General features: G+C 71.0%; 23 protein-coding genes and 1 pseudogene. 23 read left to right on the forward strand and 1 reads right to left on the reverse strand.

From position 1 onward, the window contains the following. Nucleotides 1-155: 155 nt before the first annotated feature. From OG485_RS36425 to OG485_RS36520, 20 genes are all read left to right on the forward strand, one after another. Nucleotides 156-857 (forward strand): 2-phosphosulfolactate phosphatase, encoded by a 702-nt coding sequence (locus OG485_RS36425; RefSeq protein WP_328672790.1) that lies wholly within the window; start codon nt 156-158, stop codon nt 855-857. Nucleotides 858-1,471: 614 nt separating this feature from the next. Beyond that, nucleotides 1,472-2,704: a CaiB/BaiF CoA transferase family protein gene (locus OG485_RS36430; protein ID WP_328672791.1), complete on the forward strand. Its 1,233-nt coding sequence runs from the start codon at nt 1,472-1,474 to the stop codon at nt 2,702-2,704. Between the two features lie 41 nt (nt 2,705-2,745). Continuing rightward, nucleotides 2,746-3,639, forward strand: a complete 894-nt coding sequence (locus tag OG485_RS36435) for a hydroxymethylglutaryl-CoA lyase (RefSeq protein WP_328672792.1) — start codon at nt 2,746-2,748, stop codon at nt 3,637-3,639. A gap of 70 nt (nt 3,640-3,709) precedes the next feature. Further along, a complete protein-coding gene (locus OG485_RS36440; RefSeq protein ID WP_328672793.1) occupies nt 3,710-4,360 on the forward strand; it encodes a GntR family transcriptional regulator in 651 nt (216 codons plus the stop codon). 351 nt (nt 4,361-4,711) lie between these two features. Continuing rightward, nucleotides 4,712-5,971 carry a CaiB/BaiF CoA transferase family protein gene (locus OG485_RS36445; protein WP_328672794.1) on the forward strand — a complete coding sequence of 420 codons (1,260 nt, stop codon included), beginning with the start codon at nt 4,712-4,714 and terminating at the stop codon, nt 5,969-5,971. Then, nucleotides 5,965-7,503 (forward strand): class I adenylate-forming enzyme family protein, encoded by a 1,539-nt coding sequence (locus OG485_RS36450; RefSeq protein ID WP_328672795.1) that lies wholly within the window; start codon nt 5,965-5,967, stop codon nt 7,501-7,503. The genes OG485_RS36445 and OG485_RS36450 overlap by 7 nt, the downstream gene beginning before the upstream one ends. Nucleotides 7,504-7,655: 152 nt before the next feature. Further along, nucleotides 7,656-8,756 carry an SMP-30/gluconolactonase/LRE family protein gene (locus OG485_RS36455; RefSeq protein ID WP_328672796.1) on the forward strand — a complete coding sequence of 367 codons (1,101 nt, stop codon included), beginning with the start codon at nt 7,656-7,658 and terminating at the stop codon, nt 8,754-8,756. Between the two features lie 62 nt (nt 8,757-8,818). After that, nucleotides 8,819-9,775 (forward strand): SMP-30/gluconolactonase/LRE family protein, encoded by a 957-nt coding sequence (locus OG485_RS36460; protein ID WP_328672797.1) that lies wholly within the window; start codon nt 8,819-8,821, stop codon nt 9,773-9,775. Then, a complete protein-coding gene (locus tag OG485_RS36465) occupies nt 9,772-10,155 on the forward strand; it encodes a nuclear transport factor 2 family protein (RefSeq protein ID WP_328672798.1) in 384 nt (127 codons plus the stop codon). Before OG485_RS36460 ends, OG485_RS36465 begins: the two co-directional genes overlap by 4 nt. A gap of 168 nt (nt 10,156-10,323) precedes the next feature. Next, entirely contained in the window at nt 10,324-11,442 is a 1,119-nt protein-coding gene (locus tag OG485_RS36470; protein WP_328672799.1) for a homogentisate 1,2-dioxygenase, read from the forward strand. Further along, on the forward strand, nt 11,439-12,626 hold the full coding sequence (locus tag OG485_RS36475) for an alpha/beta hydrolase (protein ID WP_328672800.1): 1,188 nt from the start codon (nt 11,439-11,441) through the stop codon (nt 12,624-12,626). The genes OG485_RS36470 and OG485_RS36475 overlap by 4 nt, the downstream gene beginning before the upstream one ends. Nucleotides 12,627-12,729: 103 nt before the next feature. Beyond that, nucleotides 12,730-13,938 (forward strand): thiolase family protein, encoded by a 1,209-nt coding sequence (locus OG485_RS36480; protein ID WP_328672801.1) that lies wholly within the window; start codon nt 12,730-12,732, stop codon nt 13,936-13,938. Further along, nucleotides 13,935-14,696: an SDR family NAD(P)-dependent oxidoreductase gene (locus tag OG485_RS36485; protein ID WP_328672802.1), complete on the forward strand. Its 762-nt coding sequence runs from the start codon at nt 13,935-13,937 to the stop codon at nt 14,694-14,696. The genes OG485_RS36480 and OG485_RS36485 overlap by 4 nt, the downstream gene beginning before the upstream one ends. Before the next feature lie 21 nt (nt 14,697-14,717). Continuing rightward, nucleotides 14,718-15,887, forward strand: a complete 1,170-nt coding sequence (locus tag OG485_RS36490; RefSeq protein ID WP_328674788.1) for an acyl-CoA dehydrogenase family protein — start codon at nt 14,718-14,720, stop codon at nt 15,885-15,887. Next, a complete protein-coding gene (locus tag OG485_RS36495) occupies nt 15,884-16,630 on the forward strand; it encodes an enoyl-CoA hydratase/isomerase family protein (protein ID WP_328672803.1) in 747 nt (248 codons plus the stop codon). The genes OG485_RS36490 and OG485_RS36495 overlap by 4 nt, the downstream gene beginning before the upstream one ends. Nucleotides 16,631-16,694: 64 nt before the next feature. Then, nucleotides 16,695-17,471: an SDR family NAD(P)-dependent oxidoreductase gene (locus OG485_RS36500; RefSeq protein WP_328672804.1), complete on the forward strand. Its 777-nt coding sequence runs from the start codon at nt 16,695-16,697 to the stop codon at nt 17,469-17,471. Between the two features lie 45 nt (nt 17,472-17,516). After that, nucleotides 17,517-18,704, forward strand: coding sequence for an acyl-CoA dehydrogenase family protein (locus OG485_RS36505; protein ID WP_328672805.1), 1,188 nt, complete (start codon nt 17,517-17,519; stop codon nt 18,702-18,704). Further along, entirely contained in the window at nt 18,697-20,079 is a 1,383-nt protein-coding gene (locus tag OG485_RS36510) for a phosphotransferase family protein (protein ID WP_328672806.1), read from the forward strand. The genes OG485_RS36505 and OG485_RS36510 overlap by 8 nt, the downstream gene beginning before the upstream one ends. A gap of 89 nt (nt 20,080-20,168) precedes the next feature. Further along, nucleotides 20,169-20,762 (forward strand): TetR/AcrR family transcriptional regulator, encoded by a 594-nt coding sequence (locus tag OG485_RS36515; protein WP_328672807.1) that lies wholly within the window; start codon nt 20,169-20,171, stop codon nt 20,760-20,762. A gap of 55 nt (nt 20,763-20,817) precedes the next feature. Further along, nucleotides 20,818-21,582, forward strand: coding sequence for a crotonase/enoyl-CoA hydratase family protein (locus tag OG485_RS36520; protein WP_328672808.1), 765 nt, complete (start codon nt 20,818-20,820; stop codon nt 21,580-21,582). Nucleotides 21,583-21,731: 149 nt separating this feature from the next. Here the strand turns inward: OG485_RS36520 and OG485_RS36525 are convergent, their stop codons facing one another. Further along, nucleotides 21,732-22,268, reverse strand: a complete 537-nt coding sequence (locus OG485_RS36525) for an NUDIX hydrolase family protein (RefSeq protein ID WP_328445692.1) — start codon at nt 22,266-22,268, stop codon at nt 21,732-21,734. A 261-nt stretch (nt 22,269-22,529) separates the two neighbouring features. Between OG485_RS36525 and OG485_RS36530 the strand changes: the two are divergent. The 3 genes and pseudogenes from OG485_RS36530 to OG485_RS36540 all read left to right on the forward strand — a co-directional run. Further along, nucleotides 22,530-22,847, forward strand: a pseudogene (locus OG485_RS36530) (dioxygenase); the annotation flags it as partial. A gap of 288 nt (nt 22,848-23,135) precedes the next feature. Further along, nucleotides 23,136-24,623, forward strand: coding sequence for an RNA-guided endonuclease InsQ/TnpB family protein (locus OG485_RS36535; RefSeq protein WP_328672809.1), 1,488 nt, complete (start codon nt 23,136-23,138; stop codon nt 24,621-24,623). Beyond that, nucleotides 24,620-25,714: a maleylacetate reductase gene (locus OG485_RS36540; protein ID WP_328672810.1), complete on the forward strand. Its 1,095-nt coding sequence runs from the start codon at nt 24,620-24,622 to the stop codon at nt 25,712-25,714. The genes OG485_RS36535 and OG485_RS36540 overlap by 4 nt, the downstream gene beginning before the upstream one ends. The last annotated feature ends 129 nt before the right edge of the window (nt 25,715-25,843 follow it).

The following is a 25,843-nucleotide window of genomic DNA, read 5'->3' on the forward strand; positions in this document are numbered from 1 at the left end:
TTCCGGGGTCCGGCCGTCGCCTGTTCCGGGGGCGTGGCTGTCGCCGGATGCAGCCGACTGCCGCCCATCGAGCCCGGGATTCGGCCCCAGGGCCATCGATGTGATGCGGGTCACTCTCCCGGCGCTCCGGGCCGGGTCTGCGCGATCATGACGCGATGGACGCCCGCTTCCTCGGCATCGCCGAACTGGCCGAAACCCCGTCCGTGGCGGTCGTGGTCGACGTCATGCGTGCCTGCACGGTGGCCGCCTGGGCATTCGGCCGCGGGGCGGAAAAGATCGTTCTCGCGGAGTCGCTCGCCGAGGCCCTGGCGCTCAAGGCCCGCCACCCGGACTGGGTGGCGCTCAAGGACGGTCCGCCCGCCCCCGGCTTCGACCTCGTCAACTCGCCGGGTCTGCTGCGGTCCGTCGACCTCGGCGGACGGACCGTCGTCCAGAAGACCACGGCGGGGACGGTCGGCGCCCTCGCGGTCAAGGACGCGTCGCTGGTGCTGTGCGCCGGCTTCGTGGTGGCCGAGGCGACCGCGCGGATCCTGCGGGCCCGCCGGTGCGACGGCGTCACGTTCGTGGTCACCGGCGAGGACGGCCGCGCCGATGAGGATCTGGCGTGCGCTCAGTACATCGCCGGGAGGGCCGCCGGGGCCGGTACCGACGCGGCCGGGTTCCTCCGCCGTGCCGGCGAGTCCCGCGCCGCCGACGAGCTGGCGACGGGGGTGCGCCAGGGCGTCCATCCCGATGACGTCGCACTCTGCCTGGAGCTCGACCGGTTCCCGTTCGCCATGGTGGCGACCTCGGAGGATCCGCTCATGGTCCTGCGTCCGTGCGCGGTGCCCTTCCCGGTCGAGGACGCGCGGATCTGAGTGCCGACGAGGTCCGGCTCCCGTTGAGCCGTACCAGGCCGGTGGAGGGTGCGTCCGGCTCCCGTTGAGCAGCCGTACCCGGCCGACGCGGGGCGCGGCGCGCCGCCACCGCCCTTGAGGCGAGCGGACGACCACGGGCGGATCAGTGCCGCAGCTGGACGCCGGACGCCCGATGCCGGACGCCCGATGCCGGGCGCCGGAAGCCCGTACCCCAGGGGCCGGACGTCAGGCGCAGGGTGGCCGGACCGCACCGGGCGCCGCCCGGACTCACTTCTGACGGTGTGACGCCTCGGCTGCCCCGGTGCGCGGGACCCCCCAGTCCGGGGCCGCCGCCGCATGCCCCCGCCCCCCCCCGCCTGGCCTCATCTTGCCCCCGGGGTGGATCTCCTCCGCGCGGGTGCCGGTGCCCCCGGCCTTCGGCCCGCCGGTGGTCCCTGGTGCCTAGAGCCGGTGTCCAACTCGCGAGATTGCACACAATCGGTCGTGTCCATTCGGGCGAGGTGCGGCTATGGTGCCTGCATAGAGGCAACGAGGCCTCGATCGGCAACCGAAGTTGTGTACAAGTCGGCGACGGTTGCTCGATGTGCGTGATGTGGGCGAGAGGTGGACATCCCATGGCTGACGACCAGCAGAGCGACCGCCGGCAGGCGGCTGCCCAAGGGCCATTGGCGGGGGTGCGGGTCGTCGAGACGGGCTCGCTCATCGCGGGGCCGTTCTGCGGACAGCTGCTCGGCGACTTCGGGGCCGAAGTGATCAAGGCGGAGGATCCCGGCCACGGCGACCCGATGCGCCAGTGGGGGAGCAACCTCCCGCAGGGCCTCTCCCTGACCTGGCCGATCATCGCCCGCAACAAGAAGTCGATCACCTGCGACCTCCGCAGGCCCGAAGGACAGCAGTTGCTGCGGGACCTGCTCGCGACGGCCGACGTGTTCATCGAGAACTTCCGGCCGGGCACCCTGGAGCGATGGGGACTCGGACCCGCGGAACTCGCCGAGCTCAACCCGCGGCTCGTGGTCACCCGGGTCACCGGCTACGGCCAGGACGGTCCCTACTCCCGGCGCGCCGGATTCGGCTCCATCGGCGAGGCGATGGGCGGCCTGCGCCACATCACCGGCGAGCCCGACCGGGCACCCAGCCGCACGGGCATCTCGATCGGCGACTCGCTCGCCGGCACGTTCGCCGCGCTCGGCACCGTGATGGCCCTGTTCTCCCGTGAGCACACCGGGAGGGGTCAGGTCGTCGACTCCGCGATCTACGAGGCCGTACTGGCGATGATGGAGTCGATCCTTCCGGAATGGGAGATCGGCGGATCGCGGCGCGAGCGCACCGGGTCGGTGCTGCCGGGCGTCTCGCCCAGCAACGTGTATCCGACCCGCGACGGCTCGGCCGTCCTCATCGCCGCCAACCGGGACACGGTGTTCAACCGGCTGGCCGAACTGATGGGCAAGCCGGAGTGGGGGACCGACGAGCGGTTCGGGACGCACGCCGCCCGCGGTGAGCACCAGGCCGAGCTCGACAAGCTGGTGTCCGAGTGGACCCGGGAGCAGGACTCCGAAGCGCTGCTCGACCTGCTGCACGAGAGCGGGGTGCCGGCCGGACTGACCTACACCGCGCAGGACATGTTCGCCGACCCGCACTTCGAGGCCAGGAAGACGATCGTCCGGCTGATGCACGACAAGCTGGGCTCGTTCCCGATGCAGAACGTCGCCCCCAGGCTGTCCGGGACGCCCGGCGCGGTGCAGACGCTCGGCCCGGAACTGGGGCAGCACAACGACGAGGTGTACGGCGGAATCCTCGGCCTCGACGCCGCGGCCCGCGCCCTCCTGCACGAGCAGGGCGTCATCTAGCACGTCGGCCGCAGTCCCGGGCAAGGAGAGGAGACACCCCCGTGAGCGTCAGAATCTGTGAAGTGGGTCCGCGTGACGGACTTCAGAACGAACCCGAACACCTGAGCCCGCGACAGCGCGCGGACTTCGTCGACCGGCTGTCCGCCACCGGCGTCGGCCGCATCGAGATCGCCAGCTTCGTCAATCCCGCCCGCGTGCCGCAGATGGCGGGGGCGGAAGAGGTCTGCGCCGCGGTGGAACCCGCAGACGGCGTCGGTCTCGCGGCGCTGGTCCTCAACCGGCGCGGCTACACCCGGCTCGCGGAGACCCGGTGCACCGAGGCCCGTATGGCCTTCTGCGTCACCGAGACCTTCAACGAGCGCAACCAGGGCCGCACCGTCGAACAGTCGATCGCGGAAGCGGCCGACATCGTCGCGGCGGCCCACGCGGACGGCCGCCGGGCCAGCGTGACGCTGGCCGCGTCGTTCGGCTGCCCGTTCGAGGGAGCCGTCGATCCCGGCCGGGTGCTGGCCATCGCCGAACGGGTCGCCGCCACCGGCGCCGACGAACTCGTCTTCGCCGACACCATCGGCGTCGGGGTTCCCCGGCAGGTGACCCGGCTGCTCACCGGCGCGGCGGGGCTCGGCATCCCGCTCGGCCTGCATCTGCACAACACGCGCAACACCGGATACGCCAACGCCTACGCGGGCGTGGAAGCCGGCGTGTCGGTCCTGGACAGTTCCGTCGCGGGCATCGGCGGCTGCCCCTTCGCGCCGAAGGCGACCGGTAATATCGCCACCGAGGACCTCGTCTACCTGCTCGAAGGGCAGGGCGTGGACACCGGCATCGATCTCGACGCGCTGTTGTCCACCGCAGCGTGGATCACGGAGGTCCTCGGCAGGCCGCTGCCGGGACAGCTGCTGCGTGCCGGACGGTTCCCCGCGCCCGCGCGATGACCCGACAGGACGGTCGCGCACCGGTATCCGGTCGCGCCCTGGTCATGGCGCCGTACCGGGAGCGGAAACGATGACGAAGCCGTCGGTGAGGGTCTACGAGGACCTGCGCAGAAGCATCCTGACCGGATCCCACCCGTCCGGCGCGTGGCTGCGTGAGGAGAACATCGCGACCGCCTACGAGGTGAGCCGCACTCCCGTACGCGAGGCGCTGCGCCGGCTGGAGGCCGACGGGCTCATCACCCTGCACCCCAACCGCGGCGCGCAGGTCACCGGATTCGACGCCGCCGATCTCGACGACGTCTTCAGCCTGCGGGCGCTGCTGGAGGGTTACGCCGCGCGACGTGCGGCGGAGCGCGACGCCTCGGAGGCCGAGCGCGAGGAACTGCGCGCGCTGTGCGACGCCATGGACGAGGCGGCGCGCGGCGGGGGCGACGACGCCGACGACCGCATCACCGAACTCAACATGCGCTTCCACCGCACGCTGCACCGGGCGGCCGGCAACGCGCTGCTCCCCGGGATCCTGTCCGGGGTCATCGAGATCTCCCTCGTGCGGCACACGTTCCACAACTACTCCCCGGAGGAGATGGAGCGCAGCCTGCGCCAGCACCGTGAGCTGGTCGACGCGCTCACCGCCCGGGACGGGATGTGGGCGCAGTCGGTCATGACGGCGCACGTGCTGTCCGCGCGGGCGTCCCTGAGCCGGCACAAGGACAGCCAGTAGCAGGAGGAGCGACCGGGAACGCGTGTCGTTCCCCGGGCCGGCGGGGCGCGCGGGAGCGGCACCCGCCGGGCGCGACCGCCCGACGGTGAGCGACGGGCCCGGCGCGCCTCGGGATGGTGCCGGGCCTGCTCCGGCGTACGGCCCCAGGGGTGCCGGGGCCTGCTCCGGCATGCCGTCCGGAGGGGGAGCCGAGGGCCCGGTCCCACGCGCTGTCCGCAGCCGTGCCGATGGCCCGTACGAGCCGTTGACCAGCGGATTCATCCGCCATGGCCCACTCGGGACGAAGCCGTGAGGCGCCTTCCGCGGCAGTAGTGATTCAGGTCTGTACGAACCGGAGGACGCTGTGCTTTCATGCCTGTACCGACCGGACGGTACAACGAGGTACGACGACTGGAGGTGGTCATGAGCGGGCCTCTCGACGGGGTTCGGGTGGTGGAGATCGCCGGGGTCGGCCCCGCTCCGTTCGCCGCGATGCTGCTGGCGGACATGGGCGCCGAGGTGATCCGGGTCGACCGGGTGGACGCCATTGAGCAGTCGCCCGGGATGGACGACCCCCGGTTCCGGATCCCCGAGCGCAGCCGCCTCTCGGTGGCCGTGGACCTGAAGTCCCCCGAGGGCGCGGAGATCGTGCTCCGTCTCGCCGGGACCGCCGACGCGTTGGTCGAAGGCTTCCGTCCGGGCGTCGCCGAACGGCTCGGCATCGGGCCGGACGAGTGCCGGGCCCGCAACCCGCGCCTGGTGTACGGGCGGATGACCGGATGGGGGCAGCAGGGCCCGCTCTCGGGCCGTGCCGGGCACGACATCAACTTCATCTCGGTCGCCGGAGCGCTGCACCCCGTCGGCCTCGCCGGGCAGCCGCCCGTACCGCCGGTGAACCTGGTCGGCGAGGGCAGCGGCGGGATGCTGCTGGCCTACGGGATCGTCTGCGCGCTGCTGGAGGCCCGCCTGTCGGGCGCCGGGCAGGTCGTGGACGCGGGCATCGTCGACGGAGCGGCCGTGCCGCTGTCGACGATGCTCGGGATGCGGGCCGCCGGTACCTGGAACACGGAACGCGGCACCAACACGCTCGACTCGGGTGCGCCCTTCTACGGCACCTACCGCTGTGCCGACGGGGAGTACGTGGCCGTCGGAGCCGCCGAGCGGCACTTCTTCGACCGCCTCCTGGAGACGCTCGGCGTCGCCGACGACCCGAGGGCGGCCGGAAGCCGGCTGGACCCCGGGCGCTGGGATGCGATGAAGGAGTGCATCGCCGAGGCGTTCGCCGCCAGGTCACGTGCCGAATGGATGGCGGTGTTCGAGGATGTCGACGCCTGCGTCACCCCGGTCCTCTCGCTCGACGAGGTCGCCGGCCACCCGCACAACCGTGCGCGCGGCACGTTCCTGGACATCGAGGGGGTGGTGCATCCCGCCGCCGCCCCCCGCTTCAGCCGCACCCGGACCGCGGCACCGCGTCCCCCCGCCGCACCGGGCCGGGACTCCGCCGACGTGCTGCGCGCGGCGGGCTACACCCACCAGCAGATCACCGGATTCGTCGAGAGGCGCGTGGTCGTGTGCCAGGACCGCACCGCCGGCTCGGTCATCGACCGCACAGGAGGAAGAACGCCATGCTGATCAGTGACGTGCTGCGTCGCAACGCGATGCGGACACCGGACAAGAACGCGCTCGTCATGGCGGACGGTTCGGGCTCCCGCACCTATGCCGAGCTGTACGAGCGGGCGATGCGCCTCGCGAACGCGCTCCTCGGCATCGCCGCGCGGGGCGACCGGATCGCGATCCTGTCCGAGAACAACCCCGAGTACGTCGAGGCCTACTACGGCGTCCCCGCCGTGGGCATGACGCTGACCATGCTCAACTACCGTCTGCACCCGAAGGAATGGGTGTGGATCCTCAACAACTCCGGTGCCCGGGTCGTCCTGGTCGAGCAGCGCTACCTGGAGGCGCTCGAAGAGCACCGCGGTGAACTGGAGACGGTCGAGCACTTCATCGTGATCGGCGAGTCCCGGCCGGACGCGCGCAGTTACGAGGACCTCGTCGCCGAGGGGCGGCCGACCGAGCCCGAGGTGCGCGTCGGCGACGACGAGGTCGCCTGGCTGCTCTACACCAGCGGCACCACCGGATTCCCCAAGGGCGCCCAGCTCACCCACCGCAACATCAACACCGCGCTGATCCAGTCGGTGCTCGCCTACGAGCCCACGCCGGACACCAGCTATCTGAACGCGATGCCGCTGTGCCACGTCGCCGGCTACCTCACGCCGATGCACCAGTTCAACGGCGGCTCCGTGCTGATGATGTCCGGATGGGACCCGGAGCAGTGGATGCGGCTCGTCCAGGAGCACCGGGTCACCAGTGGCGGCTTCGCCCCGACGATGATGTCGATGCTGCTCGCCCACCCCAAGATCGACGAGTACGACCTCAGCAGTCTGGAGTGGATGGGCTACGGCGCCTCCAAGATCCCCGTCGACGTGCTGCGGCGGACGATCGAGCGGTTCGGCCCGATCGTGTACGCGGGTATGGGCATGACCGAGCTGGGCGGGAACATGCTGACCCTCGACAAGGAGGCCCACATCCGGGCCGCCAACGGCGAGGTGCACCTGCTCGACGCGGTCGGCAAGCCGATGGCGCTGGTGGACGTGCGTGTGGTGCGGCCCGACGGCGAGGACTGCGAGATCGGCGAGATCGGCGAGATCGTCGTCCAGGGCGACCAGGTCACCGTCGGGTACCACGGGAATCCGCGGGCGACCGAAGAGGCCTGGGCCGGCGGCTGGTTCCACACCGGTGACCTCGCCCGCAAGGACGAGGAGGGCTTCCTCTACATCGTCGACCGGGCCAAGGACATGATCATCTCCGGCGGCGAGAACGTGTACTCCAGCGAGGTCGAGAACGCCCTCTACGAGCACCCGGGCGTCGCGGAGGCGGCGGTCATCGGCCTTCCGGACCCGGTCTGGGGCGAGAAGGTGGCCGCCGTGGTGGTCCGGAGGGAGGGCCAGGAGGTCTCGGAGGACGACATCGTGGCGCAGTGCCGGAGCCGGCTCGCCTCGTACAAGCAGCCGCGCGCGGTGTTCTTCGCGGACAACCTGCCGAAGACGGTCAGCGGCAAGATCCGCAAGAACGACCTGCGGGACCGGTTCGCCACCGGGGAGTGACCTTCGTACCTCGTACCCCGTACCTCGTGCCGGGGGAGTCGTCTCCGCCGCGAGTGACCACTGGTCCGGGAGCGGCCCGGGGGAGTGCCCCCGGGCCGGACGGCGGAACCAGTGACACGTTCACCAGGAGATTCACCGAAAGGACGGCAGGCATGGAACGAACCGGAGAGCCCGCGGAGTCCGGTCAGGACATACCGCCGGCGCGTAGAGCCCTCTCGCGCCGGTCGCTGATCGGACGGATGACAGCGGTGACCGCGGGCGCCTCGGGCGCGGCGGTGCTCGGCCCGGCGGCCGCGGCGGCGGCCTCCGGCCGGCCGGTCCGGCGCCGGAAGCCGAAGGTGACCGTCCTCGCGACCGGGCTGAGGTTCCCCGAGGGGCCGGTCGCGCTCCCGAACGGTGACGTGCTCGTCGTCGAGGTCCTCGGCGGAAAGCTGACCCGGGTCACCCCGGACGGCACCACGTCGGTGGTGGCCGAGCTGGGCGGCGGCCCCAACGGCGCGGCCCTGGGCCCCGACGGCCGGGTCTACGTCACCAACAACGGTGGCCTGAACGGCTTCGAGGTCGGCGGCTTCACCTTCGCCGGAGGCACACCCGCCGCTTACGTCACCGGCAGCATCCAGGCGGTCGACCTCACCGACGGCTCGGTGCGGACGCTCTACACCGAGGCCGACGGACAGCGGCTGCGCGGCCCGAACGACCTCGTCTTCGACGCCCACGGCGGCTTCTACTTCACCGACTACGGCAAGACCGGCACGACCACCGTCGACCGGGGGCGGCTCTTCTACGCCACCGCCGACGGCACGTCGATCCGCAAGGTGGCCGACGGGATGGACGGCCCGAACGGCATCGGGCTCTCGCCGGACGGCAAGCGGCTCTACGTCTCCGAGACGTACACCGCGCGGGTCTGGTGGTGGGAGGTCACGGCCCCCGGAGTCATCAAGGGCGGGCTGTCGCTGGCCGGTTCCGGCGGCGGCAACTTCCTGTACACGGCGCCGGACTACACGAACTTCGACTCGCTCGGCGTCGAGGCCGGGGGGAACGTCTGCGTGGCGTCGATGATCCACGCGGGCATCTCCGTGGTGAGCCCGAAGGGCCACCTCGTGGAATTCGTCGACATCAATGTCGGCGACGACCCCGGAATCACCAATATCTGCTGGGGAGGAAAGCATCTGAGCACCGCGTTCATCACCGCATCCAGCACCGGAAAACTGCTGAAGGCGGAATGGCCGCGGCCGGGCCTGGCACTGCGCTGAAGGCCCGACGGAAACAAGAGACGACATCTGCTGGACAGAACATCCCGCGAAAGGGAAAGCAAATGAATGTCACCACTCTCGCCACCGGACTGAAGTTCCCCGAGGGGCCGGTCGCGCTCCCGAACGGTGACGTGCTCGTCGTCGAGGTCCTCGGCGGAAAGCTGACCCGGGTCACCCCGGACGGCACCACGTCGGTGGTGGCCGAGCTGGGCGGCGGCCCCAACGGCGCGGCCCTCGGCCCCGACGGCCGGGTCTACGTCACCAACAACGGCGGCATGATGGGCTTCGAGGTCGCCGGCTTCACCTGGGCCGTCGGCATAGCCCCGGACTACGTCACCGGCAGCGTCCAGGCGGTCGACCTCACGGACGGTTCCGTGGAGACGCTCTACACCGAGTGCGACGGGCAGCAGCTGCGCAGCGCAAGTGACCTGGTCTTCGACGCCCACGGCGGCTTCTACTTCACCGACTACGGCAAGAGCGACGGGGTCACGGGCGACAAGGGGCGGCTGTTCTACGCGACCGCCGACGGGACCTCGATCAAGCTCCTCACCGGCGGGATGGACGGCCCCAACGGCATCGGCCTCTCGCCCGACGGCACGCGGCTGTACGTCAACGAGACCTTCACCGCGCGTGTGTGGTGGTGGGAGATCACCGCGCCGGGCGAGATCAAGGGCGGCCTGTCCATGGGCGGCTCCGGCGGCGGCAACTTCCTGTACACCGCGCCCGACCACACGAACTTCGACGGGCTCGGCATCGAGGCCGACGGCAACCTCTGCGTGGCGTCGATGGTTCACACCGGCATCTCCGTGGTCAGCCCGGAGGGCGAACTGGTGGAGTTCGTCGACATCGACGTCGACAACGACCCGGGCCTGACCAACATCTGCTGGGGCGGCGAGGGCCTGCGGACCGCCTACATCACCATGGCCAGCACCGGACAGCTCGTCAAGGTGGACTGGCCGCGCCCCGGTCTGGCCCTCAACTACGGCCCCACCGGCGAGCCGGAGGGCGAGCAGGCATGAGCGCGGGCGTCTCCGCCCTCGCCGACCGGTTCTTCGCCGCGGTCTCCCGTGGGGATCTCACGGAACTGGACGCGCTGTACAGCCCGGACGTGGCCGTCTGGCACAACTACGACGACGTGGAACAGACGCGCGCGGAAAGCCTGCGGCTGCTCTCCTGGCTCGCCGCCAAGGCCGGCCCGCTGCGTTACGTGGACGTGCGGCGGACGGTTCTGGACGACGGATTCGTACAGCAGCATGTCGTCGAACTCGGCGGCCGGTGCGAGGGAATACGCATGCCCGCCATGCTCCGGGTCTTCTGCGACGACCGGCACATTCGCCGGATCGAGGAATACGTCGACCCGGGCCCGCTGAACGCGCGCCTGGCGGCCTCCGGCCATTGACGGGAAAGCCGGTCCGTATCCGCCCGAGGCGCGGCCGGCGGTGACCCAGCACACCATTGACGGGAACACCTGACCAGATTACTGTACCGATCAGTCGGTACGGCGGATCGGTACCGGGGCGCCGGATGCCAGAACATCCGGCGCCCCGGACCAAGACGGGAGCGGTAAGTGGAGTCATTCACCCACCTGCGGAAAGGCACGACGCCCCGCAGGATCCACGCGGACCTCGAAGGTCTCAAGGACGACGAGCTCGGCCGTGGCGGGTTCGAGGGCCGCACGGCGCACCTCTACCGACGTCACGACCCCACCCGGTACCGCAGCGTGGGACCGCTCACCGGCGTCGACATCGCCGCGAACGCGCTGACCCCCACCGACAAGGACGACCCGAGCGGCGCGCCGCTGCTGATGTTCAGCAACGCCGACTGCCGGATCTCGCTGAGCATGCGCGCCGAGCCCATGCCGTTCTACGTACGCAACGTCGACGGCGACGAGCTGCACTTCGTCCACCAGGGCACCGGAACCTTCGTCACCGAGTTCGGCTCGCTCGCCTACCGGCCCGGCGACTACGTGTACCTCCCCAAGGCGACCACGTACCGCCAGGTCCCCGACGAGGGCGGCAGCTGCGTGCTGGTCGTCGAGGCGGTGGACGAGTTCCGCGTCCCGCCGGCGGGCGTGCTCGGCCGGCACTTCCCCTTCGACAGCGCGCTCGTAGTGATTCCCGAGGCCGCCGTGGTCGAGGACGACGGGCGCGACGAGTACGAGGTACGGCTGTACCACTCCGGTCAGCAGACCTCGATCTTCTACCCGCACGACCCGTGCGACGCCGAAGGCTGGCGGGGCGACAACTTCCCCTTCACCTTCAACATCGACGACTACAACGTGATCACCTCCGAGAGCGTGCACCTGCCGCCCACCGTGCACCTGTTCATGCAGGCCACCGGCGTGTACGTGATGAACTTCCTGCCCAGGGCCGCCGAGAGCGTGCCGGGGACCGAGCGCTACCCGTGGTACCACCGCAACGTCGACTTCGACGAGATCGCCTTCTTCCACGGCGGCAGCGTCTTCGGTATCGACCTGCCGCCCGGCCTCATCTCGCACGCTCCCCAGGGCACGCACCACGGCGCCCCGGAAAAGGCCCGCGAACGCTCCCGGCGCCGCTTCGACAGGGAAACCCGGGTCGAATGGAAGATCATCGCCGTCGACACCCGGCGGCGGCTGGTGCCCAGCGAGGCGGTCCTCACCGCGGCGGCCGAAGCGGGCCCCGCAGACCCGGAGATCCAGATATGAGCACGGAAGCCAAGAAGCACGCCTACGACCGCATCCCCTACCTGGTGATGTTCGAGGACACCTCGGCCTACCGCGACACCTACGGCGGACCGAGCGAGATGGTCGCCCTGGAGAGCTACCTCCTGAAGCCGAAGGAGGTCGAGTCCGACACCGTCATCGTGTTCATGCACCCGATCGGCGGCGGCGCCTACCTCCCGATGATGAACGGCCTGGCCCGCGCCGGCCACCACGTCATCTACTGCGGCAGCCGCTACCGGGGCGTCGACAACGCCCTGATCATGGAGAAGGTGGTCCAGGACCTCGGGGCGTGCGTGCGCGACGCCCGCGAGCGGCTCGGCTACGCCAAGGTCGTGCTGGCCGGCTGGAGCGGTGGCGGCTCGCTGTCGCTGTACTACCAGCAGCAGGCGCAGAACCCGACGGTCACCGCCACCCCGGCCGGCGACGCGCCGGACCTCACCCGCTGCGACCTGACCCCCGCCGACGGCATCATGCTGCTCGCCGCGCACGTCAGCAGGCACGGCACCATGACCGAGTGGCTGGACGCCTCGATCCTGGACGAGACCGACCCCGACGTCCGCGACCCCGAACTCGACCTGTACGACCCCAAGAACCCGAACCAGCCGCCGTACACCGCGGAGTTCGTCGAGCGCTACCGGGCCGCGCAGATCGCCCGCAACCGCAGGATCACCGCCTGGGTGAAGACGCAGCTCGCCGAACTGCGTGAATCCGGACGCGAGTTGGAAGAGCGCGGCTTCGTGGTGCACGGCACGATGGCCGACCCGCGCTGGCTCGACCCCGCCGTCGACCCCAGCGACCGCGCCCCGGGCTGCTACCTGGGCGACCCCAAGGTCGTCAACAACGGCCCGGTCGGCCTGGCCCGGTTCAACACCCTGCGCGGCTGGCTCTCCCAGTGGAGCTACGACGACGCCAACGGCGACGGCGTGAAGTGCGCCGCCGACCTTCGGATCCCGGCCCTGGTGATCGGCAACAGCGCCGACGACGCGTGCACCCCGAGCCACACCCAGCGTCTCTTCGACGCGGTCGGCCACCCGGACAAGACCCTGCACATCGTCAAGGGCGCCACGCACTACTACGCCGGAGCGGACCAGCGTCCCCAGCTGGCCGAAGCCATCGGCGTCATCACCGGCTGGATGGCCGAGCGCGGCTTCGCCCCGTCCTCCTGACCCCGCCGTCAGCCCCGTCACCCGTGACCTCCGGCGCCGTCAGCCCCGTACCCCACCGACCGCACACCCCGCGTGTCCCGGTCGTCCCCGAAAAGGTTTTCCCATGCCCGAAGCAGTAATCGTCGAGGCGGTCCGCACCGCCTCGGGCAAGCGCCACGGCTCCCTGTCCGGCTGGCACCCCGCGGAGCTCGCCGCGCAGACCCTGATCGCGCTCCAGGAGCGCAGCGGCATCGACCCCGCCATCATCGATGACGTGATCATGGGCTGCGTCACCCAGAACGGTCCCCAGAGCACCAACGTCGGCCGGACCGCCGTCCTGGCCGCGGGCTGGCCCGAGACCGTGCCCGCCACGACCATCGACCGGCAGTGCGGCTCCTCCCAGCAGGCCGTCCACTTCGCCGCACAGGCGATCATGGCCGGGACCTGCGACGTCGTGGTCGCGGCCGGCCTGGAGTGCATGTCCACGGTCCCGATGTTCTCCAACGCCCCCGGCGGCGACATCCGCGCCGTCTACGGCGAGGCCGCGCACCAGCGCTACGCCGACCGCGAGGCGTACGGGGCCAGCGGTCTCGTCCCGCAGGGCATCTCCGCCGAGCTCGTCGTCGACCGCTGGAAGCTGACCCGCGAGGAACTGGACGCCTACGGGCTGCAGAGCCACCGGCGCGCCGCCACCGCCCGCGACGAGGGGCGCTTCGACCGCGAGATCGTCCCCGTGCCCCGCAAGGTGCGCGACCGCGAGACCGGCGAGATCACCGAGCCCGGCGACACCCTGCTCGCCGACGAGTGCATTCGCGACACCTCCGCCGAGGCACTGGCCGGCCTCAAGCCCTCCTTCGTCCCCGAGGGGCGCGTGACCGCCGGGAACTCCTCGCAGATCGTCGACGGCGCCGCCGCCGTCCTGATCATGAGCGCGGAGAAAGCCCGCGAGCTGGGCCTGCGCCCGCGTGCGGTCATCCGCCACATGGCCGTGACCGGCTCGGACCCGGTGGAGATGCTGACCGGCCCGATCCCGGCGACCCAGCGGGTCCTCGCACGGTCCGGCATGAGCCTCGACGACATCGACCTCTTCGAGGTCAACGAGGCCTTCGCCTCCGTCGTCCTCGCCTGGCAGCGCGAACTCGGCGCCGACCCGGCCAAGGTCAACGTCAACGGCGGCGGCATCTCGCTGGGCCACCCCCTCGGTGCCTCGGGCGCCAAGCTGATGGTCACCATGCTGCACGAACTGGAGCGCACCGGCGGCCGGTTCGGCCTCCAGACCATGTGCGAGGGCGGCGGCATGGCCAACGCCACCGTCATCGAGAGGCTGTCGTGACCCCCGGGGCCCACGTCATCGACCTGAGCGGCAAGGTCGCCGTGGTGACCGGGGCCTCCAGCGGACTCGGACGCCGGTTCGCCCTGACCCTGGCGGCGGCCGGGGCGACCGTGGTCGCGGCGGCCCGCCGCACCGACCTCCTGGAGTCGCTGGCCGCCGAGGACGACCGGATCGTGGCCCACCGGTGCGACATCACCGACGAGGACGACTGCACGGCCCTGATCGCCCGCGCCGAGCAGCTCGGCGGCGTGGACATCCTGGTCAACAACGCCGGCTGGGCCGACGCGCTGCCCGCATCGGAGCAGCCGATCGCCTCGTTCCGCAAGACCCTCGACATCGACGTGACCGCGCTGTTCCAGCTCAGCGTGCTCGCCGCGAAGTCCATGACGCAGCGCGACGGCGGGGCGATCGTCAACATCGCCTCCGTCCTCGGGCTCGTCGCCTCGGCCCCCGTCCCCCAGTCGGCCTACGGCGCCGCCAAGGGGGCCGTCATCAGCCTCACCCGGCATCTGGCCGCCGAATGGGCCCCTTCCGGGGTACGCGTCAACGCCATCGCGCCGGGCTGGTTCCCCAGCGAACTGACCGCCGAGATGCTGGCCGACGAGTCGGCGAGCCGCTGGATCAGGCGCAACACCCCCATGGGCCGCCCCGGGCGGTCCGAAGAGCTCGACGGAGCACTGCTGCTTCTCGCCGGCCCCGGCGGAAGCTTCATCACCGGACAGACCCTCGCGGTCGACGGCGGATGGACCGCACGATGAGAGAGGAGGCACGCGATGGCTGTGCACCGTGATCTGTTCGACGACACCCACGACGACTTCCGCAGCAGTTTCCGGGCCTTCGTCAAGGCCGAGATCGTCCCGAACCACGAGAAGTGGGAGGAGGCCGGCCGGGTCGACAAGTCCATGTTCCTGGCCGCCGGAGCCCAGGGCTTCCTGGGCATGGCCGTACCGGAGGAGTACGGCGGCCTGCGTGTCGACGACTTCCGCTACAACGTGATCATCTCCGAGGAGCTGCAACGGGCCAACGTCATCGGCTCGGGCATGTGCATCACGCTCCACAACGACATCGTGCTGCCCTACCTGCTCGGCGCGACCAACGAGGAGCAGCGGGCCCGCTGGCTGCCCGGGTTCGTCACGGGCGAGATCATGGGCGCGATCTCGATGACCGAGCCCGGCGCCGGATCCGACCTGGCGTCCGTCCGTACGACCGCGATCCGCGACGGTGACACTTACGTCGTCAACGGCTCCAAGACGTTCGTCACCAACGGCCTCAACTGCGATCTGGTCGTCCTGGCCGCCAAGACCGACCCCGAGGAGCGCCACCGCGGCCTCAGCCTGATCGTCGTGGAGAACGGCACCCCCGGCTTCGCCCGCGGACGCCATCTGAAGAAGATCGGACTGCGCAGCCAGGACACCGCGGAGCTGTTCTTCGACGACGCCCGGGTGCCGGCCGCGAACCTGCTCGGCGAGCCGGGGACGGGCTTTCCCACCCTGATGGCGAACCTGGCCCAGGAGCGACTGGCGCTGTCGGTCTCCGCGATCACCGGCGCCCGCGCCGTCCTGGACTGGACGATGGACTACTGCCGGGAGCGGGAGGCCTTCGGACAGCGGCTGTCCTCCTTCCAGAACACCAAGTTCGAACTGGCCGAGATGCTCACCGCCACCGAGGTCGCCCAGGTCTACGTGGACTACCTCGTCCGCCGTCACCTGGACGGGGTGCTGGACGCCGAGGACGCCGCCAAGGCCAAGTGGTGGACCACCGAACTCCAGCAGGACGTGGTCAACCGCTGTCTCCAACTGCACGGCGGCTACGGCTTCATGGAGGAGTACCCGGTCGCCAGGGCCTTCCTGGACGCGCGGGTGCAGACCATCTACGCCGGGACCAACGAGATCATGAAGGAGATCATCGGCCGGTCCATCGACGCACCCGACAAGCGGGCCCGCCGATGAGCGTCGACTGCGAGACGCGGGACGGCGTCGCCACGATCACCCTGAACCGGCCCGGCAAGCTCAACGCCATGACCGACACGATGTGGAGCGCGCTCGAAGCGCTGCTCGCCGAGCTGACGGCCGATCCCGCCACCCGCGCGGTGGTGGTCACCGGAGCCGACGGGGCGTTCTGCGGCGGCTCCGACGTCGAGGGACTGCTCGACGACCTCGACGCGCTGCCCGACCGGATCAGGGTCTCCAACCGCTGCGTCCTCGCCCTCCACGAAGCCCCGTTCCCCACGATCGCCATGGTCGACGGGATCGCCGCGGGCGCGGGCGTCAACCTCGCCCTGGCCTGCGACTTCGTGATCGCCAGTGACCGGTCCCGCTTCCTCCAGCTGTTCATCCGGCGCGGACTGTCCCTGGACAGCGGCGGCAGCTGGCTGCTTCCCCGTCTGGTGGGGGAGCGCCGGGCGCGCCAACTGGCCTTCCTCGGCGACTCGTTGGACGCGGCGACCGCGCTGGACTGGGGCATGATCACCTCCGTGGCGCCGCCGGAGGAACTGGCCGCAGAGGTGGACGCCGTCACCGGCCGTCTTCGCAAACTGTCGCCCTCGGCGCTGGCCGGCACGAAGTCGCTGCTCAACAACGCCTGGGGGACCCCTCTCGCCGAGGCGCTCGAAGCCGAGATCGCCAACCAGGTCGCGGTGATCGCCTCCCCCGAGGCACAGGCGGCGATCGCCGCGTTCGTCCGCAAACCCTGACCGGACACCGGCCCGGCACGAGCCCGGCCGCACCCCGCACCGCACACGAACCAAGGAGTCAACGATGGAACTGGCAGGCAGCTCGGCGATCGTCACCGGCGGAGGCTCCGGACTCGGAGAGGCCACCAGCCGCCTCCTCGCAGCCAAGGGCCTCAAGGTGACCGTCCTCGACCTCGACGAGGTCGGCGGCAAGCGGGTCGCCAAGGACATCGGCGGCCGCTTCATCGCCGCGAACGTCACCGACCCCGACCAGGTCATCGCCGCCGTCGACGCCGCCGTGTCCGACGCCCCGCTGCGCGTCGTCGTCAACTGCGCGGGCATCCCCAGCCTCGCCCGCACCGTCGGCAAGGACGGCTCCTACGGCTCGGCCCACGACCTCGACGCGTTCCGCAAGGTCGTCGAGGTCAACCTGATCGGCACCTTCAACGTCGTCCGCCTCGCCGCGACCGCGATGTCCCGCAACGAGCCCGACGCCGACGGCGCGCGCGGCGCGATCGTCAACACGACGTCGGTGGCCGCGTTCGACGGACAGATCGGCCAGGTCGCCTACAGCGCCTCCAAGGGCGGAGTCGTCGGACTCACCCTGCCGCTGGCCCGTGACCTCGGCGTCGTCGGCGTCCGGGTCAACACCATCGCCCCCGGACTGATCGAGACGCCGATCTACGACACGGTCCCGAACCCCGCCGAGTTCAAGGCCAAGCTCGCCAAGGACGTCGTCTTCCCGCGCCGGCTCGGCCAGGCCGACGAATTCGCCAGCCTCGCTTGGGAGTTGCTCTCCAACAGCTACATGAACGGTGAAGTGATCCGGATCGACGGAGGTGTCCGCCTTCCCCCCAAGTAAACGACGCACCGCCCTGCCCGTCCGCTGCTGTCAGGAATGAAGCCCATGAGTATGTCAGGATCACAACTTCGCGCCGCCATGCGGGAGTTCGTCGACGGTGAGGTCATCCCCGCCGAACGGGCCCTGGACGCGGGCGGCGACAGTGCCGCCGTCGCGCTGAAGCGCCTGCAGGCGAGCGCCAAGGAAAAAGGCCTGTGGGCGCTGGGCCACCCCGCCGAGATCGGCGGCGGCGGTCTCCCGTTCTACGAGTTCGCCCTCGTCAACGAGATCATCGGCCGTTCCAAGTACGGACAGCTCGCGGCGGGCACCCTGTCGATGCAGGACGCGATCATGCTGCACCGGTTCGCGAGCGAGGAGCAGAAGCAGCGCTGGCTGCTCCCGCTGGTGGCCGGCGACATCACCCCGAGCACCGGAATGACCGAGCCGGAGGTCGCCGGATCGGACCCGACGCTCATCCAGGCCACCGCCCGGCTCGACGGCGACGAATGGGTCATCGACGCCCACAAGTGGTTCACCACCGGCGGCTCCAACGCCGCGTTCACCACGGTCTACGCCCGCACCGAGCCGGACGACGTCAAGGCCCACCAGGCCCTGTCCGCGATCGTCGTGCCCGCCGGCACACCCGGCTTCGAGGTCGTCCGCGTCCTCAAGACCATGGGCTCCACCGGCGGAGACCACTGCGAGATCCGACTCACCGGGGTCCGCGTCCCCTACGAGAACCTGCTCGGCGAGCGCGGCGGCGGATTCGCCGTCGGCCAGATCCGCCTCGGCCCCGGCCGGATCTTCCACGCCATGCGCTGGCTCGGCCAGGCGCAGCGCGCCTTCGAGCTCATGGTCGAACGCGCCAACACGCGCTACGCCCACGGCTCGCTGCTCTCGCAGAAGGGCGAGATCCAGCGTTACGTCGCGGAGTCCGCGGCCGAGATCCACGCGGCGCGGCTGATGGTCCTGGACGCGGCTAAGCAGTTCGACCTCGACGGACAGGCCCGCATCCAGATCAGCATCGTCAAGTTCTGGGCCGCCCAGATGCTCCACAACGTCATCGACCGGGCGATCCAGGTCCACGGGGCACTCGGCGTCACCGACGACACGCCCCTCGAGGGCATGTACCGCGAGGCGCGTTTCGCCCGCATCTACGACGGTCCGGACGAGGTCCACCGGATGGTCGTCGCGCGACGGCTGCTGGCCGACCCCTCCCGCGCCCCCTGGCTCCAGGGAGATCTCGATGACTGACCAGGAAGAGATCGAGGCACGCCTGAGCGCCGTCTGGGGCGCGCCCGTGACGGCCACCGTCCCCAGCGCCCTGCCCGGCGGCGCCAGCCGGCAGACCATGCGCTTCACCGCCGAGGTCGCGGGCAGCTCCCGCGACCTGGTCCTGCGGCGCGACCTGTCGGGCCAGGCCGGCGCCGAGACGATGGACCTGGAGGCCGAGGTCATGGCCGCGGCCGCCGCGGCCGGAGTACCGGTCCCGGAGCTCGTGGACAGCGGGGACTCGCTCGGCGGCAACCCCTACATCGTGATGAGCCATGTCGAGGGCGAGGTGATCCCCCGCCGCCTGCTGCGCGACGACGCGTACGCCGGGGCGAGGGAGACACTCGCGGCACAGTTCGGCGCCGTCGCCGCGCGCATCCACACGATGGCCCCCGACACCCTCGGCGGGCTCGCCCGGCAGGATCCGATCGCCGCGCTGCGCGCCCTGGCAGAACGCTGGGACACGCCCCGGCCGTCGGTCGAACTCGGCATCCGCTGGCTGGAGGACCACCCCGTACCCTCCGTCGCCGACACCGTCGTCCACGGAGACCTGCGCAACGGCAACGCCATCGTCGGCCCCGAGGGCATCCGGGCCGTCCTGGACTGGGAACTCGTCCACCGCGGGGACCCGGTCGAGGATCTCGGCTGGCTGTGCGTGAAGGCCTGGCGCTTCGGTGCGGCGCTGCCGGTCGGCGGGTTCGGCACCCGCGCACAGCTCCTCGACGGGTACGAGGAGGTGGCGGGCTGGCGTCCGACCGACGCACAGCTGCACTGGTGGGAGGTCTACAGCACACTGCGCTGGGTGCTGATCTGCCGTCAGCAGGCCGCCGTACACCTCGAAGGCGAACAGGACTCGCTCGAACACGCCGTGATCGGCCGCAGGGTGTGCGAAGCGGAGTTCGACCTGCTGCTCGCGCTCGGGCTGACGCGGACCGAGAAGACCGAGGACGTACTGACCGCCGTGGACGCGGCGGAGTCCGAAACGGTCGGCACGGGCGCCGCGCCCCACGACGCCCCGGACGCCGACCACCTGCTCGCCGTGGTCGAGCGCACCCTCGCGCGCGGTGAGCTCGGTTCGCAGGGCGGCGGCAGCTACCTCGCCAGGGTCGCGGCCAACGCCCTGCGGATCGTACGGCGGGAGCTCCTGCTCTCGGCCGAGGTCAGCGAGCGGCACCGCGGGCGGCTGGACGGCCTCGGGTTCGCGACGGAGCGGGACCTCGCCGAAGCCCTGCGCTCCGGCGCCGTGACACCTGTGAACCCCCGCGTCGTGGAAGCCGTCGTCGGCACGGTGAGGGACAAACTGCTCGTGGCCAACCCGGCGTATCTCGGCCGGCCCGATGCCCCGGAAGAGGGCTGACAGCGAGCGGTACCGGCGCGCGCGAGTGCGTGCGACGACCCTCGGTAGTCTCTATCTCCCCCGGCAACCTTCTCGAGAATGGCAGGTCAATGGCCCCCAAGTCACCTCAGAAAGCTCGGATCCTGCATGCCGCGGCGGAGCTGTTCGCCGAACACGGCTACCACGGCACCGGGATGGCCCAACTCGAGGCGGCGGTCGGGCTCCAGAGAGGTGCGCTCTACCACCACATCGGGAACAAGGAAGCCCTGCTCTTCGAGATCAGCGCCTCCCAGCTGCGTGTCATGGTCGAGATCGCGCTCGACATCGAGAAGCGCGTCGAGGACCCCGAGGAGCGCTTCAGGGAACTGGCCCGGACGCTGATGGAGAACATCGCCGACCACGTCCTCGAATGGACCGTGCACTACCGGGACTTCACCGCGCTCACGGGCCCGCTCATGGAGTCGGTGCTCGATCTGCGCAAGCAGTACGAGCAGGTGTGGCAGCGCACGCTCAACGCGGGCATCGACGCGGGGGACTTCAAGGCGATGCCCGAGTCCGTGGCGCTCAAGGGAATCCTCGGAATGTTCAACTACTCGTACGTGTGGGTGAAGAAGGACGCCGGACTCCCGCCGCGCGAGATCGCGGACCTCTTCTGCGACACATTCCTGTCCGGCATCCTGCGCTCCGCGCCGCCGGCCGGCTGAACACCACGTCGTCCGAGCGATCGAGCCGGTACGACCGCACCACAAGGAGAACGACATGTCGGACGAAGTCCTGGTCGAACGCCGTGACGGCGTACAGATCATCACCATCAACCGGCCGCAGGCGAAGAACGCCCTGAACCTGGCCGTCGCCCGTGCCGTCGCGGAGGCCGTCGACGAGCTGGACGCCTCCGCCGACCTCCGGGTCGGCGTCCTGACCGGAGCCGGCGGGACGTTCTCGGCCGGGATGGACCTCAAGGCCTTCCTCAGGGGCGAGAGCCCGGCGATCGAGGGCCGGGGGCTGGCCGGCATCACCATCACCCCGCCGAAGAAGCCGCTGATCGGCGCCGTCGAGGGCTGGGCGCTGGCCGGAGGGTTCGAGCTCATGCTGGCCTGCGACCTGGTGGTCGCCGGCGACACGGCCAGGTTCGGCGTCCCGGAGGTGACCCGCTCCCTGGTGGCGGCCGCCGGCGGCGCACTGCTGCTGCCGCGCCGCATCCCGTACGCGATCGCCATGGAGATGCTCCTGACCGGCGATCCGATCACCGCTCGGCGTGGCGCGGAAATCGGCCTCGTCAACCGCCTGGTGCCCGAGGGCAAGGCGCTGGAGGGCGCGCTGGAGCTGGCCGCGCGGGTGGCGGCGGCCGGACCCCTGGCCGTCGCGGCCACGAAGCGGATCGCCCGCTCCAGCGCCGACTGGACGCTCGCCGAGGGCTGGGAGGAGCAGGAGCGGATCATCGCGCCGGTGTTCGTCTCCGAGGACGCGCGCGAGGGCGCCACCGCGTTCGCGGAGAAGCGCAGCCCGGTGTGGAGCGGCCGCTGAAGGGGCGGTGACCTGTCGCCCGCCCGGACCTGCCCCGGCGTGTCGTGGCCGGTCGCGGGCCGTCCGGCGGCGGGCAGGTCGACGGCCAGGCCGCCGCTCCGGACGGGATCACGCCCGTCCCCGATGCCCGCGGGGCGCCGGCGCCCGCGTCAGGCGATACGTCCGACGTACGCCAGCGCCTGCCGCAGCAGAACGCCGTGACCGCCCGGCATGTCGTCCGTGACCACGGGGGACGCGGCCTCCTCCGGACTGAACCAGACCAGGTCCAGCGCGTCCTGCCGGGGGCGGCAGTCGCCGGTGACCGGCACGATGTACGCCAGGGACACGGCGTGCTGGCGCGGGTCGTGGAACGGTGTGACGCCCAGGGTCGGGAAGTACTCCGCGACGGTGAAGGGCTGCAGGGAGGCCGGGATCCGGGGCAGGGCCACCGGGCCGAGGTCCTTCTCCAGATTGCGCAGCAGGGCGTCCCGGACCCGCTCGTGGTGCAGCACCCGGCCGGAGACGAGGGAGCGGGTGACCGTTCCGTCCGGACCGATGCCGAGCAGGAGCCCGATGTGGGTGACTTCGCCGTTGTCGTCGACGCGCACCGGTACGGCCTCGACGTACAGGATCGGCATGCGGGCGCGGGCCGATTCCAGTTCGTCACGGGACAGCCAGCCGGGCGTGGTTTCGGTCAAGTCAGACATTGCTTGATCATACTTTCCGTGCGTCCGGTGCGGGCGTGATCCTCCAGGTCAACGATGCCCCACGGAAAGGGTCATCGCGCATCATCGGCGTCGGCAACGGTGTTTCGGCCCGGTGGCCCGGTGGCCCGGTGGCCCGGTGGCCCGGTGGCCCGGTGGCCCGGTGGCCGCGGACACGGCGCCGAGGTTCGTCCGCCCGGGGCGGTGGTCTCGTAGCCTGGGCGCGCTCGGCAGGACGACGACCGGCTGGACCACGGGAGCGGCATGGCCAGGGAACGCACCACTTGGATCACCGACGCTGTCGTCGACAGTTTCGCGGGCACGGCCGATCCGAGGCTGCGTGAGCTGCTCGGCGCGCTCACCCGCCATCTGCACGCCTTCGTCCGCGAGAGCCGGCCGACGACCGCGGAATGGGAGAGCGCCATGGCCTTCCTCGCGGCGACCGGACACATGTGCACGGACACCCGGCAGGAGTTCGTCCTCCTGTCGGACGTTCTCGGCGTCTCCATGCTGGTGGAGACCCTGAACGGCCACGGCGACCCGGGCGCGACGGAGCCGACGGTGCTCGGATCCTTCCACCTTGCTTTCGGGCAGGGTGCCCGGTCCTTCAGGGCCGGGGTGAATGCCCGCTCCCGCGGAGCGGGGCGGGGGAAGCCGAACCGCCGACAGGGCGGTTCGGCGCCTCGGGCGAGGCGGTGGTGAGGCCGGCCTCGGGCGGGTGCGGCAACTCGGAGTCGACGGTGGTCGTTTGACGGCGGCCAGCTGGCCAGCTGGTGGTCGGGCGGGTCGGTGGCCGGGAGCGGTCACTCGCACGGGTGATGCCGGTCGATGGTGTGGGCGGTCGGGGAACGTGTTGGCTAGGTTCACGGCATGTCACGGTTTCGGATGTACCCGACGAGCGGGCAGGCGGGCATCATGCTCGGCCACTGTGCGCACGCCCGGTACGTCTACAACCTGGCCGTCGAGCAGCACACGCACTGGTACAGGGGCCGCAGGGCGGCGCCCGGTTTTGCCGAGCAGTGCCGTCAGCTCACCGAGGCCCGGCGCGACAACGAGTGGCTGGGCGCAGGCAATGCGGACGTGCAGCAGCAGGCACTGAAGGACTTCGCCAAAGCCAAGAACGCCATGTTCGCCTCCGGGTTTGGTGAGCCGACCTGGCGCAGGAAGCACGTGCACGAGGGTTTCCGCGTGATCGGCACCGGCCGCATCGGGGAGTTCGAGGCGGACGGTTCACCGAAGCTGAACGCCAGGGGCAGGCAGGTCATGGGCCGCTCGGTGGTGGTGCGCAAGCTCAACCGCAGGTGGGCGCGGGTGAAGGTGCCCGGCTGCGGCTGGGTCCGCTTCCGGCTCAGCCGCAACGGCAAGGGCTCTGAGCTGCCGAAGGCGAAGACGTTCCGTGTCACCTTCCGTAACGGCCAGTGGCACATCGCGTTCGCGGTCGTCCCCGCCCCCATCGAGGCGCCCGGCACGGGCGGGGTCATCGGTATCGACCGGGGTGTGAGAATTACGGCCGCCCTCTCGGATGGGCGGATGCTGAACTGCCCGCAGCTCACCGTGAAGGAACGCGCGCAGGTCCGTAAACACCAGCGACGTGCCGCTCGCGCCCCGAAGGCAAGCGAGCAAAAGAGTGCCGAGTACGCCAAGGTGGCCAGGATCAAAGCGCGTGAAGCCGACCGGCGCAAGGACTGGTGCGAGAAGACCTCGACGATGCTGGCCCGCACCTACGGTCTGGTGCGGTTCGAGAAGCTGGACATCAAGAACATGACCCGCTCGGCCAGGGGGACCACCGAGCAGCCCGGCAGGCAGGTCAGGCAGAAGGCCGGGCTGAACCGGGCGATCCTGGCCCAGGGCTGGGGCCTGCTCCGCCGGCGCACCGGGCACAAGGCCCCGGGCCGGGTCGAGGACGTCCCCGCCCCCTACACCAGTCTGCGCTGCAGCGCCTGCGGTTGGATCGACAAGAACTCGCGCAAGAGCCAAGCCGAGTTCGTCTGCTCCTTCTGCGGCTTCACCTGCAACGCGGACACCAACGCAGCAGTCAATGTCGCGGCAGGACAGGGCGGGATCCCCCGCCCCCGGCGAACAGCCGGTGCCGGAGGGGTGACAACGGCCACCAGCCGTTCGAACACCCGTGAACCCCAACCCGCACGGGCTGGAATCCCCCTCTTTCAAGAGGGGGAGGATGTCAAACACATCTTCGTGGCGGGTAGCCCTTATCTGGGCTCGGACGCCGTCTTCGCCGTGAAGAAGAGTCTCGTCCAGGACTTCGCCGAGACCGACGACCCCGCGCTGGCAGGGGAGTTCGGTGTCGCGAACCCCTTCCGCCACGCCCGCTTCGACCTCGTCCTGGAGCCGGAATGACCACCCAGCCGGGCGCACCGCTCGACTTCTCCTACGAGACCCGGCCCGCCCGGGTCGTCTTCCGGCCCGGCGCCTCGGTGACCGCGACACCGGGGGAGGCCGCGCGTCTCGGACTGCACCGGGTGCTCGTGGTGTGCGGTGGCCGGGGCGCGGAGGCCGCACGGTCGGTGGCGGACGCGCTCGGCGACAACTGCGTGGGGGTGCACACCGGCGCCCGGATGCACGTACCCGTGGAGGTCGCCGAAGAGGCGGTCGAGGTGGCGCGCGCGGCGGGCGCCGACGGGTGTGTCGCCGTCGGCGGCGGCTCCGCGATCGGCCTCGGCAAGGCGATCGCACTGCGCACTGGCCTGCCCCTGATCGCCGTGCCCTCCACCTACTCGGGCTCCGAGATGACCTCCGTGTGGGGTCTGACCGAGCAGGGGGTCAAACGCACCGGACGCGACCCCCGCGTACAGCCCCGCTGCGTCGTCTACGACCCCGAACTCACCCTCGGCCTCCCGGTCCCGCTCTCGGTGACCAGCGGCGTCAACGCCCTCGCGCACGCGGTCGAGGCGCTGTACGCCCCCGACGCCTCCCCGCTCGTCTCCTTGATGGCCGAGGAGGGCGTACGGGCGATGACCGGCGCCCTTCCCGAGGTGGCGGCGGCCCCCGGCGATCCGGAGGCGCGCGGCCGGGCCCTCTACGGCGCCTGGCTCTGCGGTGCCTGCCTCGGCGCGACGACGATGGGCCTGCACCACAAGCTGTGCCATGTCCTCGGCGGCACCTTCGGACTGCCGCACGCCGAGACCCACACCGTGGTCCTCCCGTACGCCCTCGCCTACAACGCGGTCGCCGTGCCGCAGGCGATCGCCGTCCTGTCGCGGGCCATGGACACCGACGACGTCCCCCGCGCCCTGCGGGAGCTCGCGGGAGGCCTCGGCGCTCCCCGTACCCTCGCCGAACTCGGCCTGAAGGAAGCCGACTTGGCTCGCGCGGCGACCCAGGCCGCCGCGGAGTCCTACCCCAACCCCCGTGAGGTCACCGCGAGCGGAGTTCTGGGACTGCTGACGGCCGCGTACGAGGGGTGGGAGCCGCGGAGCGAGGACTCCTGAGGGCGACGGGGCCGGGTCCGCCGACTCGGCCCCGTCCGGGCGCCGTTCGCGAAGCGGCACGCCTGCCCGCCTCTTGGTCCGTCGCGCTGGACGCGGAAGCTCGCCAATGGACCACCGGGCAGACGATGC

Origin of the sequence: Streptomyces sp. NBC_00328, assembly GCF_036139655.1 — a bacterium.
In the GTDB taxonomy this organism is placed as follows: domain Bacteria; phylum Actinomycetota; class Actinomycetes; order Streptomycetales; family Streptomycetaceae; genus Streptomyces.

What these genes read in the sequence shown, in the direction of transcription:
- OG485_RS36515 (WP_328672807.1), top strand. Translation starts at nt 20,169, where the DNA reads ATGGCCCCCAAGTCACCTCAGAAAGCTCGGATCCTGCATGCCGCGGCG.
- OG485_RS36460 (WP_328672797.1), top strand. Translation starts at nt 8,819, where the DNA reads ATGAATGTCACCACTCTCGCCACCGGACTGAAGTTCCCCGAGGGGCCG.
- OG485_RS36475 (WP_328672800.1), top strand. Translation starts at nt 11,439, where the DNA reads ATGAGCACGGAAGCCAAGAAGCACGCCTACGACCGCATCCCCTACCTG.
- OG485_RS36430 (WP_328672791.1), top strand. Translation starts at nt 1,472, where the DNA reads ATGGCTGACGACCAGCAGAGCGACCGCCGGCAGGCGGCTGCCCAAGGG.
- OG485_RS36525 (WP_328445692.1), bottom strand. Translation starts at nt 22,268, where the DNA reads ATGTCTGACTTGACCGAAACCACGCCCGGCTGGCTGTCCCGTGACGAA.
- OG485_RS36500 (WP_328672804.1), top strand. Translation starts at nt 16,695, where the DNA reads ATGGAACTGGCAGGCAGCTCGGCGATCGTCACCGGCGGAGGCTCCGGA.
- OG485_RS36425 (WP_328672790.1), top strand. Translation starts at nt 156, where the DNA reads ATGGACGCCCGCTTCCTCGGCATCGCCGAACTGGCCGAAACCCCGTCC.
- OG485_RS36455 (WP_328672796.1), top strand. Translation starts at nt 7,656, where the DNA reads ATGGAACGAACCGGAGAGCCCGCGGAGTCCGGTCAGGACATACCGCCG.
- OG485_RS36510 (WP_328672806.1), top strand. Translation starts at nt 18,697, where the DNA reads ATGACTGACCAGGAAGAGATCGAGGCACGCCTGAGCGCCGTCTGGGGC.
- OG485_RS36535 (WP_328672809.1), top strand. Translation starts at nt 23,136, where the DNA reads ATGTCACGGTTTCGGATGTACCCGACGAGCGGGCAGGCGGGCATCATG.
- OG485_RS36480 (WP_328672801.1), top strand. Translation starts at nt 12,730, where the DNA reads ATGCCCGAAGCAGTAATCGTCGAGGCGGTCCGCACCGCCTCGGGCAAG.
- OG485_RS36505 (WP_328672805.1), top strand. Translation starts at nt 17,517, where the DNA reads ATGAGTATGTCAGGATCACAACTTCGCGCCGCCATGCGGGAGTTCGTC.
- OG485_RS36450 (WP_328672795.1), top strand. Translation starts at nt 5,965, where the DNA reads ATGCTGATCAGTGACGTGCTGCGTCGCAACGCGATGCGGACACCGGAC.
- OG485_RS36540 (WP_328672810.1), top strand. Translation starts at nt 24,620, where the DNA reads ATGACCACCCAGCCGGGCGCACCGCTCGACTTCTCCTACGAGACCCGG.
- OG485_RS36445 (WP_328672794.1), top strand. Translation starts at nt 4,712, where the DNA reads ATGCCTGTACCGACCGGACGGTACAACGAGGTACGACGACTGGAGGTG.
- OG485_RS36465 (WP_328672798.1), top strand. Translation starts at nt 9,772, where the DNA reads ATGAGCGCGGGCGTCTCCGCCCTCGCCGACCGGTTCTTCGCCGCGGTC.
- OG485_RS36520 (WP_328672808.1), top strand. Translation starts at nt 20,818, where the DNA reads ATGTCGGACGAAGTCCTGGTCGAACGCCGTGACGGCGTACAGATCATC.
- OG485_RS36440 (WP_328672793.1), top strand. Translation starts at nt 3,710, where the DNA reads ATGACGAAGCCGTCGGTGAGGGTCTACGAGGACCTGCGCAGAAGCATC.
- OG485_RS36495 (WP_328672803.1), top strand. Translation starts at nt 15,884, where the DNA reads ATGAGCGTCGACTGCGAGACGCGGGACGGCGTCGCCACGATCACCCTG.